The sequence below is a fragment of the Longimicrobium sp. genome (assembly GCA_036387335.1).
Lineage (GTDB): Bacteria > Gemmatimonadota > Gemmatimonadetes > Longimicrobiales > Longimicrobiaceae > Longimicrobium.
The window spans coordinates 1-15,109 of sequence record DASVTZ010000259.1 but is presented as its reverse complement, the minus strand read 5'-3'; the positions used below and the strand labels follow the sequence as shown (position 1 = coordinate 15,109).

General features: G+C 71.0%; 14 protein-coding genes. 9 read left to right on the top strand and 5 right to left on the bottom strand.

Annotation, left to right across the window (positions count from 1 at the left end; all coding sequences use genetic code 11):
- Positions 1 to 159: 159 nt before the first annotated feature.
- The 3 genes from VF647_25980 to VF647_25970 all read right to left on the bottom strand — a co-directional run bounded on the left by VF647_25980 (position 160) and on the right by VF647_25970 (position 1,995).
- The gene (locus VF647_25980; GenBank protein ID HEX8455556.1) at positions 160 to 405 is read right to left on the bottom strand and encodes a hypothetical protein; all 246 of its coding nucleotides are present in this window, start codon (positions 403 to 405) and stop codon (positions 160 to 162) included.
- A gap of 23 nt (positions 406 to 428) precedes the next feature.
- Complete coding sequence (locus tag VF647_25975; GenBank protein HEX8455555.1) at positions 429 to 1,550, bottom strand: ribonuclease D; 1,122 nt, start codon at positions 1,548 to 1,550, stop codon at positions 429 to 431.
- A gap of 124 nt (positions 1,551 to 1,674) precedes the next feature.
- Complete coding sequence (locus VF647_25970) at positions 1,675 to 1,995, bottom strand: hypothetical protein (GenBank protein HEX8455554.1); 321 nt, start codon at positions 1,993 to 1,995, stop codon at positions 1,675 to 1,677.
- 199 nt (positions 1,996 to 2,194) lie between these two features.
- Between VF647_25970 and VF647_25965 the strand changes: the two genes are divergently transcribed.
- The 5 genes from VF647_25965 to VF647_25945 all read left to right on the top strand — a co-directional run bounded on the left by VF647_25965 (position 2,195) and on the right by VF647_25945 (position 6,763).
- On the top strand, positions 2,195 to 3,304 hold the full coding sequence (locus VF647_25965; protein ID HEX8455553.1) for a tetratricopeptide repeat protein: 1,110 nt from the start codon (positions 2,195 to 2,197) through the stop codon (positions 3,302 to 3,304).
- 2 nt (positions 3,305 to 3,306) lie between these two features.
- Positions 3,307 to 4,368: a tetratricopeptide repeat protein gene (locus VF647_25960; protein HEX8455552.1), complete on the top strand. Its 1,062-nt coding sequence runs from the start codon at positions 3,307 to 3,309 to the stop codon at positions 4,366 to 4,368.
- Between the two features lie 35 nt (positions 4,369 to 4,403).
- A complete protein-coding gene (locus tag VF647_25955) occupies positions 4,404 to 5,030 on the top strand; it encodes a zinc ribbon domain-containing protein (protein HEX8455551.1) in 627 nt (208 codons plus the stop codon).
- A gap of 50 nt (positions 5,031 to 5,080) precedes the next feature.
- Positions 5,081 to 5,527 (top strand): cytochrome c, encoded by a 447-nt coding sequence (locus tag VF647_25950; protein ID HEX8455550.1) that lies wholly within the window; start codon positions 5,081 to 5,083, stop codon positions 5,525 to 5,527.
- Between the two features lie 198 nt (positions 5,528 to 5,725).
- Positions 5,726 to 6,763, top strand: a complete 1,038-nt coding sequence (locus tag VF647_25945; protein ID HEX8455549.1) for a 3-isopropylmalate dehydrogenase — start codon at positions 5,726 to 5,728, stop codon at positions 6,761 to 6,763.
- A gap of 328 nt (positions 6,764 to 7,091) precedes the next feature.
- On the opposite strand, the gene uvsE is transcribed toward VF647_25945, so the two are convergent.
- Together uvsE and VF647_25935 are read right to left on the bottom strand one after the other, a co-directional pair.
- A complete protein-coding gene (gene uvsE / locus VF647_25940) occupies positions 7,092 to 8,027 on the bottom strand; it encodes a UV DNA damage repair endonuclease UvsE (GenBank protein HEX8455548.1) in 936 nt (311 codons plus the stop codon).
- 91 nt (positions 8,028 to 8,118) lie between these two features.
- Positions 8,119 to 8,499 (bottom strand): PAS domain-containing protein, encoded by a 381-nt coding sequence (locus VF647_25935; protein ID HEX8455547.1) that lies wholly within the window; start codon positions 8,497 to 8,499, stop codon positions 8,119 to 8,121.
- A 246-nt stretch (positions 8,500 to 8,745) separates the two neighbouring features.
- On the opposite strand from VF647_25935, the gene VF647_25930 reads away from it, so the two are divergent.
- From VF647_25930 to tal, 4 genes are all read left to right on the top strand, one after another.
- Entirely contained in the window at positions 8,746 to 9,813 is a 1,068-nt protein-coding gene (locus tag VF647_25930; protein ID HEX8455546.1) for a DUF2382 domain-containing protein, read from the top strand.
- Positions 9,814 to 10,026: 213 nt separating this feature from the next.
- On the top strand, positions 10,027 to 11,508 hold the full coding sequence (locus tag VF647_25925; protein HEX8455545.1) for a gluconokinase: 1,482 nt from the start codon (positions 10,027 to 10,029) through the stop codon (positions 11,506 to 11,508).
- Positions 11,509 to 11,587: 79 nt separating this feature from the next.
- Complete coding sequence (gene tkt, locus VF647_25920) at positions 11,588 to 13,681, top strand: transketolase (protein ID HEX8455544.1); 2,094 nt, start codon at positions 11,588 to 11,590, stop codon at positions 13,679 to 13,681.
- Positions 13,682 to 13,789: 108 nt separating this feature from the next.
- Positions 13,790 to 14,908 carry a transaldolase gene (gene tal / locus VF647_25915; GenBank protein HEX8455543.1) on the top strand — a complete coding sequence of 373 codons (1,119 nt, stop codon included), beginning with the start codon at positions 13,790 to 13,792 and terminating at the stop codon, positions 14,906 to 14,908.
- Positions 14,909 to 15,109 lie beyond the last annotated feature (201 nt).

The window sequence follows — 15,109 nt, the reverse complement described above, 5'->3', positions numbered from 1 at the left end:
GTCTGCCCCTACGGGATTTTCGTGTTCCGGGAGGCGAGCAGCGGAGCGGCGCAACGCACCGGCACGTGGGCGTCAGGCGGCGTTCTCCCCCCTCTCTCGATAACAGAGGCGCCAGCCTCTCCTGTTATCGGGAGAGGGGGGGCGGGGGGGTGAGGGCCTCTACGCCACGCCCGCTGACGTCTTCGCCCAGTCGAGGCGGCGGCGGAGCTCCTTGTCGCTCATGCCGCGGATGGCGAGGTCGGCGGCGGCGGGGCTGTTGAAGGTGATCGTGGTGCGCACCGGCTCGGCGGCGGGCTCCTCGGCGGGGCGGAAGGCGAGCACGGCGCCCTTGCGCATGTGCGCCACCACCGCCTCGGCGCCCACCGCTTCCCACACCCGTCCCTGGTCGTCCGTAATCTGTCGCATCGTCGCTGATCCGTTCATCGGGGTCACAGCACCTTGAGGAGCGCGTCGCCCAGCGCTTCCACCTGCCAGCGGCGCACGCCCTGGACCGCGGCGAGCTGCTCCAGGTCGCGCGGGCGGGCCTTCCCCACCTCTTCCAGGACCGCGCGGCTCATCAGGAAGCCGCCGTCCATGTCCAGCTCCTCCGCGCGCGCGTTGCGGGCTTGCTTGAGCCGCTCCACGCGCTCCTCCAGCTCCACGTCGCGGTCCCAGCGCTGCGCGCGGGGGAAACGGGGGAGCTGGTCCTCGGGGACGGCCAGGCCGCGCTGCACCGCCGCCAGGATGTCGCGCCCGCGCCGCTGCGCCATCCCTTCGGAGACGCCGGTGATGTTGCGCAGGGCGCGCTGGTCCTCGGGCGGGGCGGCGCTCATCTCCAGGAGGGCCTGGTTGTTGAGGACGCGAAAGGTGGCCTGGTCGCGCTCGCGGGCCACGCCCTCGCGCCACTCGTGCAGCTCGCGCAGGATCGCCAGCCCGCGCGGGGCCAGGTCGCGCGCGCCCTTCATCTTGAGGAACGCCTCGCGCCCCTCCTCCGGCTCCACGAACTTGGTCAGCTCGCGCCGGCGGAACTCCTCCTCCGCCCAGTGCAGGCGGCCGCGCTCTTCCAGCGCCGCGCGGAGCTTGTCCCGCAGGGCGGGGAGGTGCGCCGTGTCGGTGGCGGCGTACTGCTTCATCCCCTCGGTGAGCGGGCGCTCCGCCCAGTCCGCGCGCTGGTACTCCTTGGGGAGCTTGAGCCCCAGGTACTTCTCCACGATGCTCCCCAGCCCCAGCGACTTCTCGCCGAGGAAGGAGGCGGCGATCTGCGTGTCGAAGAGCCCCGCCACGGAAAGCCCCGCGTCGCGGTCCAGGATGCGCAGGTCGTAGTCCGCGTCGTGGAAGATCGTCTCCACCGCGGGGTCCTCCAGGAGGTCGGCGAGCGGGTCAAGGTTGCCGACCGTGAACGGGTCGACCAGGAAGTGCTCCTCGCGCGAGGAGATCTGCACCAGGCTCATCCGGTCGAAGAACCGGTGGTATCCCGCCGCCTCGGTGTCCACCGCGATCAGCGGCAGCCCGCGCAGCCGCTCCACGGTGCGCCGGAGCCCTTCGGGAGTGTCGATGTATTCGTATTCCATTGCCGCCGGGGTAAAAGACGCGGCAAAATCGCCCCGTGCGCGAGGTGTCGCAAGGGCGGGAGGAACTGCCAGGTCCTGAGTGCTGAGTCCTAAGTCCTCAAAAGCGCACTAACGCACTCACGCACTAACGCACTCCTTCTTCACGAAACACGTTCGCGTACCGCCGCGCGCCCGGCGCCCGCGCCGGACCCCTGCCCGCCGGATCGTCGTGCCGCGCCAGGACACGGTTGGTGACCATCGCGGAGACGTGCTCGTCCAGCGGGATGAGCTCGGCGTACAGCTCAAGGGCCCGGTCCACGTCCACCTCGCCGGCCAGCGCGTCCACCAGGTCGAAGATGTTGGCCACGTGCGTCTCCACGATCGCCTCCTCGCTGCGGGCGGCGACGATGAGGAGCTTGCGCTTGGCTTCGGCGGAGAGGCGGCGGCGGCGCAGCCAGTCGAACATGACGGATTCCTTGCGGTTCGGGGCACTCGGGGCGTCCTGAATCTGGCCCCGCGGGCCGCACACTGCAACCCCGCCCCCGCGTGTGCGCGCAAGGCCTTGGTGCGGCGTCCACGGGGCGCTTATATTACGCCGGGCTCCCCGTGGGCCCCCCGACGCGCGGCCGCCGTGCCCGCGCGCTCCCGCCGCCTGGGAACACCGCATGGGAACGTCTTTCCTCAGCTCCGAAGAGTTCGACGAACGGGCTCACCGCCTGTACGAGTCGGGCGACTACGACGAGGCGCTCGAGATCCTCCGCGAGGGGCTGCGCCACCACCCAGACTCCGCGCTCCTGCACGTGGGGATGGGCTACGTGCGCATCGCCCGCGAGGAGTACGCGTGGGCGCGCAAGTCGTTCGAGGAAGGGCTGCGCTCCGACGAGGAGTACGAGGACGCCTGGGTGGGGCTCGGTGAGACGCTCCTCAAGTTCGGGCAGGTGGATGCGGCGCTCGGCTGCTTCGCCCGCGTGGACGACCTGGGGCTGGCGGACGACCTGGAGCTGGGGCTCACCATGGGGCGCGCCCTGTACCGCGAGGGGCTCTTCGCCGATGCGCGGGTGCGCTTCTCGTCGCTCGCGGGCAAGCACCTGGACAACGCCGAGGTCGCGGCGGCCCGCGGCTACACGCTGCACGCGCTGGGTGACGACCTGGGCGCGCGCCGCGAGCTGCGCCGCGCCCTGCGGCTGGAGCCGGAGCTGCACGAGGCGCGCATCTACCTGGCCCACCTCTTCCACGACCGCGGCGACACGCGCGGGGCACTGCGCGAGCTGGAGCGCGTTCCGCCCGCGGAGCACTGGGACACGCTCTCGCTCTGGCGCTACGTGGAGCTCAAGTGCGCGCTGGAGGGGATGGCGCAGGACGATGCGCGACTCGACCCCTGGCGTCAGCGGCTGATCGAGCTGGAGATTGAGCCGGACGAGGTGGACCACCTTCTGGCCGAGGTGGAGGCGCAGTTCGAGAGCGCCGAGGACGCGCCGCCCGTGCTGGAGCTGGCGCCGCAGATCGACATGATCCTGCGCATGCTCAACACCACCGGCGTCCCCGCCGAGCAGCATCGCGTGCGGACGAGCGAGGGGTCCGTGTTCGAGGGGACGTGGGAGGAGATCGTGGAGCGGATGCGCGACGAGAGCGATCCGTCCATGCCCGTCACCACCTTCATGCGCCGCACCTCGCGGCGGATCCTGGAGAGCATCGGGCGCGACCTGCCGTACGACTCGCCCGAAGCGTTCGTGCGGGGCGGAGCGCGGCTGGGCCTCCTCCGCATCGAGGACTAGCCGTGCTTCCCGTTCCCGAGAGCACCCTGCGCCCGCTGCGCGGCGTCGCGGGCGACATCAGCGCACTGCGCGGCGGCACGGCCAGCCCCGGCGCCCTGGTGCGCGTGGCCCGCGCCGCCGAGAGCACCCTGCGCCGCGTGCTGCGCGACGATCCCACCGCGCCCGTGGAGCTGCGGCTGCGCGCCCTCTCCCCCGACGACCTCTCGACCGACGAACTGCTGGCCGAGCTGCGCCGCCGCGACCGCCTGTCGCTGGAGCTGGCGGCGGGCGTGCACGAGCTGGGCGCCGTCGCCGCGCGCGTGTCTGAGGGCGCGGAGCCGAGCGTGCGCGACTTCGAGATGGCCCGCACGGTGGCCGACGGGCTGGAGCGCCACCTTCTTTCCGCGCCCGCCGCGCCGGCCCCGCTGCTGGAGGACCCCGTGCTCGCTGAAGAGGCAGAGGCGCCGATCCCGGCCCACGACGACGCCACCCGCGTGCACACCGTCCCGCGCGACCGGGGGCGCAGGCCGCTGGCGTTTCTGGCGGGCGCGGCGGGAATCGCGGCCATCGTGCTCCTTGCCGCCTGGGCCGTGAGCGGCAACCGCGGCGGCGACCTGGAGCGCGCCGACCGGCTGGTGCGCGAGGGAAAGATCGCGACCGCCGCCCAGGAGCTTCGTGAGTACGCCAACGCCCGCCCGGAGGACCCGGAGGGGCGTTTGCGCCTGGCTGCGGTGTATCGCGAGGCAGGCCGTCGAGAGGATGCCCTCAAGGAGCTCCGCGCCGGGCTCGTGTCCCACACGGAGGACGCGGGACTCAACTCGGAACTCGGGCACCTCCTGCTCGACTCGGGCAAGCCGCTTGAGGCAGTTCGCGCTTTCCGACTCGCCATCAAATCGGACAGGGAGAACGAGCGCGCTTGGGTCGGTCTCGTGCGGGCGTTGCGCGAGGCGGGGCTCGGGCGGGACGCGGAGCAGGCGCGCGAGGGTGCGCCGGTGGCGGTGCGCGAGCTGGTGCCACGCGCGCTCCCCGAGATCCCGGCCGCGCCCGCCGCCACGCCGCAGGGCCAGCTTCCCGCGGCCCCCTGACCGGGGCCGCTTCTCTTTCCGGGGTACCTCCTACGATGGACGCACTCGACCGCCTGTACCGGCGGGTCGCCGACGTTCTCCTCCGCCAGCCGGACGCACAGGTGACGGTGGGAGACGTGTACCAGAACCTGGTGCCGTACCGCCTGGTGCGGAGCGAGCTCGGCTTCAGCGAGCTGGCGGAGTACGAGCACGCCCTGCTGCGCCTTCTCTCCGGCGAACGCGACTACGTGATCGTGGAGCGCCCCGAGGTGCAGGAGGAGCTGCAGCGTGAGCTTCGCGCCACCAACCCGATCCTGGGGATCTACCGCGACTACGCCAGCGTGGGGGTGTACCTCAACCCCTACGCCCCCGAAGTCACCGTGCTGGCCGCCGCCCAGCCGGTCCCCGCGCAGCGCTCCGTCCCCGCCGAGGCCGGAGCCGCGCCTGCCGCCGAAGTGACGGCGCCGAAGCGGGCTGCGGCGTGCCCCGGCTGCCGCACCCCGCTTCCTGGCGACCGTCCGGTGCGCTTCTGCCCGTCGTGCGGCAAGTGCCTGGTGCCGGTGCCATGCGCGGAGTGCAGCTCCATGATTGAGCCGGAGTGGAGGTTCTGCGCGACGTGCGGATGGCCGCGCGAGCCGGGCGCGCGCGTCGCGCCGCCCTCCCCGGAACAACGCTTGCGGTGACGCGCCCCCCGCGACGTTCCGTTTTTCCTGCGACCGGCGGACATGAGCTGATGCGGCGACGGACCTGGTGGGTGGCGGCGGCGATGGTGGTGATGGCGTGCGACCGCGGCGGCGGAGCGCGCAAGAGCGGCGGCGGCAGCTCGGCGCCGGCCACCACGGCCGAGGCCGGCCGCCCAGTTGCCGCGGCGCCCGTGGGGGTGCTTCCTCCCGGCGTTCCGCGCGAGGCGGGGGAGCAGGGGCGCGAGCTGTACCTGAAGGCGTGCGTCATGTGCCACGGCGAGAACGGCGGCGGCACCGCGCTGGGCCCATCGCTCACGGACCGCGCCTGGATCGAGGGGAACGGCTCCTTCGACGAGATCATCGCCGTCACGCGCAACGGCGTCGCGACCCCGAAGGAGTTCCCCGTCCCCATGCCCGCGCGCGGCGACGGCACCTTCTCCGACGAGCAGATCCGCGCGGTGTCCGCCTACACCTCCTCGATCGCCAACGCGCGCTAGATTCCGGCAAAGCCTCACACAGAGACACAGAGAAGACGGCAAGGAAGAGGAGGACACCCCGTCCTCCTTTTTCTTGTTTTACCCCTCTGTGCCTCTGTGTGAGGCTGCAGTTGGGATGCTTGACGCCCGCACCCGCATCCGGGTACGTTGGCGCGCTTCGTTGCGGCACCTTCCATCGAGAGAACAAGGCGAGAGATCATGGCCCGCGTTGCGGTGCTCCCCGGCGATGGCGTTGGCAAGGAGGTCACCCGCGAGGCCGAGCGCGTGCTGCGCGCCGTGCGGCCCGACCTGGAGCTGGTGGAGTGGCCCCACGGCGCCGACCGCTTCCTGGAGACCGGCGAGACGATCACCGACGCCGAGTTCGCCGAGCTCTCCTCCAGCTACGACGCCATCCTGCTGGGCGCCCTCGGCGATCCGCGCGTGCCGGGGAACGAGCACGCGCGCCAGATCCTGCTGGGGATGCGCTTCAAGCTTGACCTGTTCATCAACTTCCGCCCCGTGCGCCTCCTCGACGAGCGCCTCTGCCCGCTCAAGGGGAAGACGGTAGAGGACCTGGACTTCGTCATCTTCCGCGAGAACACGGAGGGGGTGTACGTGGGGATGGGCGGCACCTTCAAGCAGGGGACGCCGGACGAGGTCGCGGTGCAGGAGGACATGAACACGCGCAAGGGCGTGGAGCGGATCATCCGCGCCGCCTTCGACTACGCGCGCGCCCACGGCCACTCCCGCGTCACCCTCTCGGACAAGGCCAACGCGATGGAGTTCGCGGGCGGCCTCTGGCGCCGCGTCTTCGCCGAGGTCGCAAAGGAGTACCCGGAGATCGAGCGCGAGGCCCTGTACGTGGACATGCTGGCGATGGACCTCGTGCGCCGCCCCGAGCGCTACCAGGTGATCGTCACGGGCAACCTGTTCGGCGACATCCTGAGCGACCTCGGCGCCGCACTCGTAGGCGGCCTGGGCCTGACGGCCTCGGGCAACATCCACCCGGGGCGCGTCTCCCTCTTCGAGCCGGTGCACGGCTCCGCGCCGGACATCGCGGGGCAGGACAAGGCCAACCCCCTGGCCGCGATCCTCACCTCCGCACTCATGCTCCGCCACCTGGGCGACGACGCCTCCGCCGCGCGCATCGAATCCGCCGTCCAATCCGCCGTCCTCGCCGACGAGACCACCTCGGACCTCGGCGGATCGCTGGGGACGGTGGCCGCCGGGGAGGCAGTGCTGCGGCGGTTGGGGTGACGACCCTCACCCCCGGCTCGTTACACTCGCCTGCCCCCTCTCCCGATAACAGGAGAGGGCTGCGCCCTCGCCGTTATCGAGAGAGGGGGCTGTAAATACGTCCCGCCACGTGCTACGGGCGTGCACCGCATTCGGCCGCCTGCGAGACCGCTTCAGCGGTCTTCCCGTGGTTCCAGCCGGGGGATTCATCCCCCGGAACTTGGCCGCGGGACCGTCCCCACCGCCCCCCACACCAACCTCGCCGCCGCCCAACCTGCGAAGGCAGGTTTCCCGCGGTTGTTGCAGCGGTTTCAACCGCCGGGGCTGCCCCCGGCTACCCCCGGCCCCCTCACCACAGCCGCAGCTTGTCCAGGTCCGCGCGAAGCTTCAGCAGGGCCTGGTCCTTCTGCTTCGCCTCCAGCATCACATCGTAGGGGAGCGGGGCGGTTTCGCGGAGGAACCAGGCGAACTCCCAGGGATTCACGAAGTCCGCGTGCTGCGAGAGGAGGGGCGGGACGGTGACCTCCTTCTTGCCGCGCACGATGGTGCGCAGGTCCATCTTGGGGGAGGAGAAGTGCACCTTGGGCTGGATGCCGCCCCAGGTGCCGAGCGCCTTGCGCGCGGCCTCGCCCACACTGAGCCCGCCCGGGTTCAGGTTGTGATGCTGGTGGTCGAAAACGAGCGGGACGCCGGTGGCCTCGTGGGCGCGCAGGCAGTCGGCCATCGAGTAGACGGTCTCGTCGTTCTCGATCACCAGGCGGCGGCGGGCGGATTCGGAGAGGCGGGCGAAGTTGTCCACGAATCGCGCGATGGCGGAATCCTTGTCGCCGTACGCGCCGCCCAGGTGCAGCACGACGACGGCCTCGGGTCCCTGCTCCATCGCGTCGAGAAGCTCCGCCTGCGCGTTGACGTCGGCGATGCCCTTGGCGTTGATCGCGGGGTCCTGCGCGGAGAGAAGGACGTACTGCGACGGGTGCAGCGAGAGGCGGATCCCGAAGTCGCGCGCGCGGCGCCCCAGCTCCGCCAGCTCGTGCGCGCACTCGCGGACTTGCGCGTGGAACTGAGGCATGTCCGGATGCGTGGAGTACGGCACGAAGTCGGAGGAGATCCGGTACATGCGGATGTCCACCTCGTTCAGGTAGTCCAGGATCGGGTGCAGGTAGTCGATGGAGACGCGCAGGTGCGGGTTCGACTGCCACTTCCGCGCATCGTTGCTCTTGAGCCCCTCGCGCCCCACCACCTTGACGGCGAATCCAAGGCGCCTCGGCCATTCCCGCTTCGCCATCCTTCCTCCGGCAAACAGAAGTGCGTTAGTGCGTGAGTGCGTAAGTGCGCCGGGTTGAAACGCACTCACGCACTGACGCACTTACGCACTCTCAGGGCCGCTGCACCAGCACCCACACCGATTCCGTGCTCGTGCTGTAGAACATCGAGATCACCACGTCCTTCTGCCGGCCGTCCTTGAAGCGGAACTGGTAGTTGAAGGAGGTGTTGAGGCTCTTCGCCGCCACGCCCTCGCGGAAGCGGCCGTGGAACGCCTGCACCTTGGTGCACGGCGCCACTTCGTCGAAGAAGTTCTTGCCGATCGCCTCTTCCTTGAGCATGCGCGCCAGGTCGGACTCGGTCTGGTTGAACTTCAGGACGGTGCCATCGCGGTTGAGCTGGATCATCCCGACCGGGAGTGTGTCGAGCTCGGTCTCGGTGAGGACGTCGGCCTTCTCGAGCAGGCCCGTGGGCGATTGGACGGTGGAAAGCATCAGGGTCTCCGGTGGAGGGTGGCGGCGGCGCGATGGGCGCGATTCCGGGCACAACGTTATCGTGTTGCATCATGTTTGTCCATAGTTGGCGCGATGTAACAGATGGCGCTTGCAAGGGAAGCGTGGAACGGCTGTTGCGATGGGTCCCGGCTCCCCCGGTGGGCGGGGAGGGGCGGATTCCCCTCTGAGGATCGAGCCGGCGCGGCGCGGCACCGGGAGCCGGCGAAACCACGAAGGAGACATCCCATGGCGAGCGAAATGGATCGGGTGGTACCGCTGGGGCAGCTGGACGACTTCAAGGTGGCGGAGGGCGATCCCGACGTGCGCGGCTGGCAGGTGGTGGCCTCCGACGGACGGACGATCGGCGAGGTGGACGAGCTGCTGATCGACACCAACGCGATGAAGGTGCGCTACCTGGACGTCGAGGTGGAGAACGGCCTGATGGCCGAGCCCGACCGCCACGTCCTCGTGCCCATCGGCTACGCGCGCCTGGACCGCAGCGCCGACCGCGTGATGGTGGACAACATCGCCTCCACCGATCTGCGCACGATGCCCGCCTACGACCAGTCGCCCGTGACGCGCGACTACGAGACGAGCGTGCGCAACAGCTTCCCCGGCGGCCCGGCGGCGACCGAAGTCGAGAGCGACACCGGGATGGCCGCGGCCGGCTCGCACGACACCGACTTCTACACGCACGACTCCTTCGACGACAACCGCTTCTTCGGGCGCGGCGCGGAGACCGGCGCGGGCGAGCAGCGCGTCACGCTCTCCGAAGAGGAGCTGGCGGTGGGCACACGGCAGGTGCAGGCGGGGCAGGTGGAGATCGACAAGCACGTCGAGACTCGCCACGTGGCCGAGAGCGTGCCGGTGATGCACGAGGAGGCGGTCGTCGAGCGCCGTCCGATCACCGACTCCATGGCCGCCCGCGGCGCCACCATCGGCGAGGACGAGACGATCCGCGTACCGCTCACGCAGGAAGAGGTGGTCGCCGAGACGCGCACCGTCGCCAAGGAGGAGCTGGTGGTGCGCACCAACCAGGTGACCGAGACCGAGACCGTCGAGGCCGACCTGCGCCGCGAGCGCGCCGAGGTGCACCGGGACGAGCCGACGCTCGGTGGTGGCGGCGGGTACAGCGCCGGCTCTGCGGGGCTCGGCGGTACGACCGGCACGGGGCTTGGCGGCACCGGCCTCGGTGGGACGACCGGGAGCGGGCTCACCGACAACCCGGGAATCGGGAACGGGAACGACAGCATGGGGCTGAACAACAGCTCCACCGACCCGCTCCGGCGCAACGACACCGGCGGCAACCTGTAGGCGACGGCGGGGTGGCATGAAAACGGAGGGGCGCTCCCGCGGACGCGGGGGCGCCCTTTTGCCTACAGAGGGACCGGTGCATCGCCAATCCCCCGGCTGGAACCACGCGAAGACGACTGAAGCCGTCTCGAGGAGCGCGGATCTCGGCCCGGAGTCCGCGCAGGCGGACTTTGTGCTGTTGTTGCAGCGAGTTCACTCGCCACCCACAAGACCATGACCGATTCAGGCGCGGTACGGGGGCCGTGGATCCTGGCGCTGGACGCCGGGAGCTCGTCCGTGCGCGCCGAATTGTTCGATGCGGCGGGCGCGGAGCCGCCGGGGTTCGGGGCCGCCCGGGCGGAGTATTCGTGGCGCACCGAGGAGGGCGCCATGGAGACCGACGCCGAGGCGCTCGTCGGGCGGTGCGTGGAGGTGATCGATGGGGCGCTGGTGGCGGCTAGGAAGGTTGGCGCGGAGATCGCAGGGGTGGCGATGGCGACGTTCTGGCATGGCTTGGCGGGCGTGGGGAGCGACGGGCGGGCCGTCACGCCGCTCTTCGGGTGGGGCGACGCCCGGGCGGCGGACGCGGCGCGCGAGCTCGCCGGGCGGATGGACGCGGCGGAGTACCACCGGCGAACCGGGTGCTGGCTCCATCCTACCTACCCCGCCGCGCGCCTCCTCTGGCTTCGCGCGGAGGCGGGCGATAGCTTGCCGCGCGCCGTCACCTGGCTGTCGGTGGGCGAGATGCTCCTCCTGCGCTTCTTCGGCGAGGCGCGCACGTCGCTGTCGATGGCGTCGGGGACGGGGCTCCTGGGGCTTCGCTCGTGCGCGTGGGACGAGGAGACGCTGACGGCGGTCGGCGTGGAGCCGGGGGCGCTGCCGGGGGTGTCGGACGAGCCGCTGCGCGGGCTGAAGGCGGAGTGGGCGGCGCGGTGGCCGGAGCTGGGGGAGGTCCCCTGGTTTCCCGCGCTGGGCGACGGCGGGTGCGCGAGCCTGGGGAGCGGCGCCTTCGGACCGGGGCGCATGGGACTGACGGTGGGGACATCGGCGGCGCTGCGGGTGCTCCGCGCCGATCCCGATCCGCAGGCGCCGGAGTCGCTCTGGTGCTACCGGCTGGATGGGCGGCGCACCGTCTCGGGCCGTGCGCTTTCGAACGGAGGGAATGCGTTCGCGTGGCTGTCGAGGACGCTGGCGCTGCCGGCCGCTGAGGAGCTTGACGCGGCGCTGGACGAGCTTCCGCCTGACGGTCACGGGCTGACGGTGAGCCCGGGGCTGGTGACGGCGCGGCCTCCCCTGATCGATCCCGACGAGCGCGCGGCGCTCCTCGGTGTCTCGCTGGCCACGACGCCGCTGCACATCGCGCGGGCGTGGCTGGAGGCGGTCGCCTACCGCATCGCGGACGCGGCGGACGCGATGGAGGGCGCGTACGGACCCGCGGACGAGGTGGTCGCCAGCGGCGGCGCGCTGCATGCGTCGCCCGCGTGGACCCGCATCATCGCGGACGTGCTGGGGCGCCCCGTGCGCCTGGCCGCGGTGGACGAGGAGACGGCACGCGGCGCGGCGCTCATCGCGCTGGAGCGGCTGGGGCTCATCGACGACCTGGCGGCGGTGGCGCGCGTCGGCGGCGAGCTGTTCGTGCCGGACGCGGGGCGGCACGCGGTGTACGCGGCGGCGCGGGAGCGGAGGCCCTCACCCCCCGGCCCCCTCTCCCGATAACAGGAGAGGGTGCCCCTCTCGTTCTCGGGAGAGGGGGGGAACTGCACGAAGCATCCAATCACTTTCGAATCAGAGAACGATGCCCTCCTCAGGGACGACGAGCGGGAGCGAGCTGGACCAGCTCTGCATCAACACGATCCGCACCCTCTCCATGGACGCGGTGCAGGCGGCCAACTCGGGACACCCGGGGACGCCGATGGCGCTGGCGCCGCTGGCGTACGTCATCTGGACGCGCCACCTGCGCCACAATCCGCTCGATCCCAAGTGGTTCGGGCGCGACCGCTTCATCCTGTCGGCGGGGCACGCGTCGATGCTCCTGTACTCGATGCTCTACCTGACGGGGTACGGGCTGGAGCTGCAGGACCTCAAGGACTTCCGCCAGTGGGAGAGCCGCACTCCCGGGCACCCCGAGTACGGCCACACGCCCGGCGTGGAGACGACGACCGGGCCGCTGGGCCAGGGCGTGGCGAACGGGGTGGGAATGGCGATGGCCGAGGCGCACCTGGCCGCCCTCTACAACCGCGACGGGCACCGCGTGGTGGATCACCACGTGTACGCCATCTGCTCGGATGGCGACCTGATGGAGGGCGTGGCGGCGGAGGCGGTGTCGCTGGCGGGGCACCTGAAGCTGGGGAAGCTGATCTACTTCTGGGACGACAACAAGATCACCATCGAAGGCTCCACCGACCTCGCCTTCACCGAGGACGTGCAGGGGCGCTTCGCCGCGTGCGGCTGGCACACGGAGCGCGTGGAGGACGTCAACGACCTGGAAGCGCTCGATGCGGCGATCCGCTCCGCCAAGGCCGATCCGCGCCCCTCGCTCATCGCCGTCCGCACCGTGATCGGCTACGGATCGCCCAAGAAGGCTGGCTCCGAAAAGGCGCACGGTGAGCCGCTGGGCGCCGAGGAGATCGTCGCCACCAAGCACAACTTGGGGTGGCCTTCGGAGGAGCCGTTCTTCGTCCCCGACGAGGCGCTGGCCCACATGCGCCAGGCTACCGAGCGCGGCGCGCTGATGCAGCGCGATTGGGAGCAGCGCTTCGACCGGTACGCCGCGGACAATCCCGAGCTGGCGCGCGGCCTCTACGGCGCGCTGGAGCGGCGACTTCCCGAAGGCTGGGACGCGGAGATTCCCACCTGGACGCCGGACGAGAAGCCGATCGCCACGCGCGCGGCGTCGGGGAAAGCGCTGAACGCCATCGCCAAAAACGTCCCCTGGCTGATGGGCGGGAGCGCGGACCTGGCGGGCTCCAACAACACCCACATCGACGGCGGCGCCGACTTCGAGCCGGGGAGCTACGCGGGGCGTGTGCTGCACTTCGGGGTGCGCGAGCACGCGATGGGGTCGGTGATGAACGGGATGACGCTGCACGGCGGCGTCCGCGTCTTCGGCGGCACCTTTCTGATCTTCTCGGACTACATGCGCCCGCCGATCCGCCTGGCGGCACTGATGGAGCAGCCCACGATCTACATCTTCACGCACGACTCGGTGGGCCTGGGCGAGGACGGGCCCACGCACCAGCCGATCGAGCAGCTCGCGGCCCTGCGCTCCATCCCCGGCCTCGTCGACCTGCGCCCGTGCGACGCCAACGAGACGGCGGAGGCGTGGCGTTTCGCGATGGAGTTCACGGACGGCCCCATCTTCATGGCGCTGACCCGCCAGGCCCTGCCGCACCTGGACCGCAACCGCTTCGGCGCCGCATCCGGCCTGCGCCGCGGCGCCTACGTCCTCTCCGACGCGGAGGGCGGCGATCCCGAGGTGCTGCTGATGGCGACGGGCTCGGAGGTGGCGGTGACGCTGGAGGCGCAGGAGGCGCTGCGTGCGGAGGGGATCAGGGCGCGCGTGGTGAGCATGCCGAGCTGGCAGCTCTTCGCGCGCCAGCCGCGCGAGTACCGCGAGTCGGTTCTGCCGCCCGCCATCACCGCACGCGTCGCGGTGGAGGCGGGGAGCCCGATGGGGTGGCACCGCTGGGTGGGGAGCGAGGGGCACATCGTGGGGATCACGCGCTTCGGCGCATCGGCCCCGGCCACGCGCGTCTTCGAGGAGCTGGGCTTCAGCGCCGCCAACATCGCCGCGCACGCCCGCGCCGCCCTCGGCCGCGGCCCGACGCCGACCGGCGGGGAAGGGGAGGCGGGGGCCGGCGGGGCGAAGCTGGGAATGGACGAGAAGTAGAAAAGAAGTGCTAAGTGCTGAGTCCTAAGTGCTAAGTAACCGCAGTTCAGCACTTAGCACTTAGGACATAGGACTTGTGTTTTGAGTACCCACATCGGAGAAACACCCATGCCCGAATCCACTCCGCTTCACCAGCTCCACCCCCTCGGCCAGTCCGTGTGGCTGGACTACATCCGCCGCGAGATCCTGGAGAACGGGGAGCTGGAGGCGATGATCGCGCAGTACGATCTGCGCGGCGTCACCTCCAATCCCAGCATCTTCGAGGAAGCGATCGGCAAGAGCGACGACTACGACTCCGCGATGGAGGAGCTGGCGGCGGACGGCGCGGACGCGGGCCGGGCGTACGAGACGCTCGCCGTGCAGGACATCCAGCGCGCCTGCGACTTCTTTCGCCCCGTGTACGACGCGGCCGGCGGGCACGACGGGTTCGTGTCTCTCGAGGTGTCGCCCGAGCTGGCGCACAGCGCGGAGCGGACGCTGGAGGAGGCGCGGCGGCTGTGGAAGGCGGTCGGCCGGCCCAACCTGATGGTCAAGGTGCCGGGCACGGAGCACAGCGTCCCCGCCTTCGAGCAGCTCATCGCGGAAGGGATCAACGTCAACGTCACGCTCCTCTTCTCGATCTCCGGTTACGAGCGCGTGATGGAGGCGTACCTGCGCGGGCTGGAGAAGCGGGCGGAACAAGGCGGGGCACTCGATCGCGTGGCGTCGGTCGCGTCGTTCTTCGTCTCCCGCGTCGACTCGGCGGTCGATGCGCAGCTCGAGAAGCTGGGCGGCGACCGGGCGAAGGCGATGATGGGGAAGGCGGCGGTGGCGAACGCGAAGCTGGCGTACCACCGCTTCACCGAGGTCTTCGCGGGCGAGCGTTGGGAGCGGCTGGCGGGGCAGGGCGCGCGGGTGCAGCGGCCGCTCTGGGCCAGCACCTCCACCAAGAACCCCGAGTACCGCGACGTCATCTACGTCGAGGAGTTGATCGGCCCGCACACCGTCAACACGATGCCGCTCGCCACCGTCAAAGCCTTCGCGGACCACGGCGTCGCGCGCCGCACGGTGGATCAGGACGTGGCCTCCTCGCGCCAGGTGCTCGCCGAACTCCGCGAGCTGGGGATCGATCTGGACGCCGTCACCGAGCAGCTCCAGACCGAGGGCGTGGAGAAGTTCTCCAGGTCGTTCCGCGGGATGATGCAGGTGGTGGACGAGAAGCTGGCGAGGGTGGCGGCGAAGACGTAGGGGCCCCCTCCCCCGCTCGTCACCTCGCGGCCCCTCCCCCAAACTGCCACAAAACAACCTGGGGGGGCGGTGGCGTGCATCTGTGCCGTTGCCCGCAGGTCTGTAGGGGCGCGATTCATCGCGCCCGTGCCCGGGCGCCGCCCCGCACCCCTCTTTTCGACCACCAACCTCGTAGGGGCCGACCTGCGTGTCCGCCCGCCC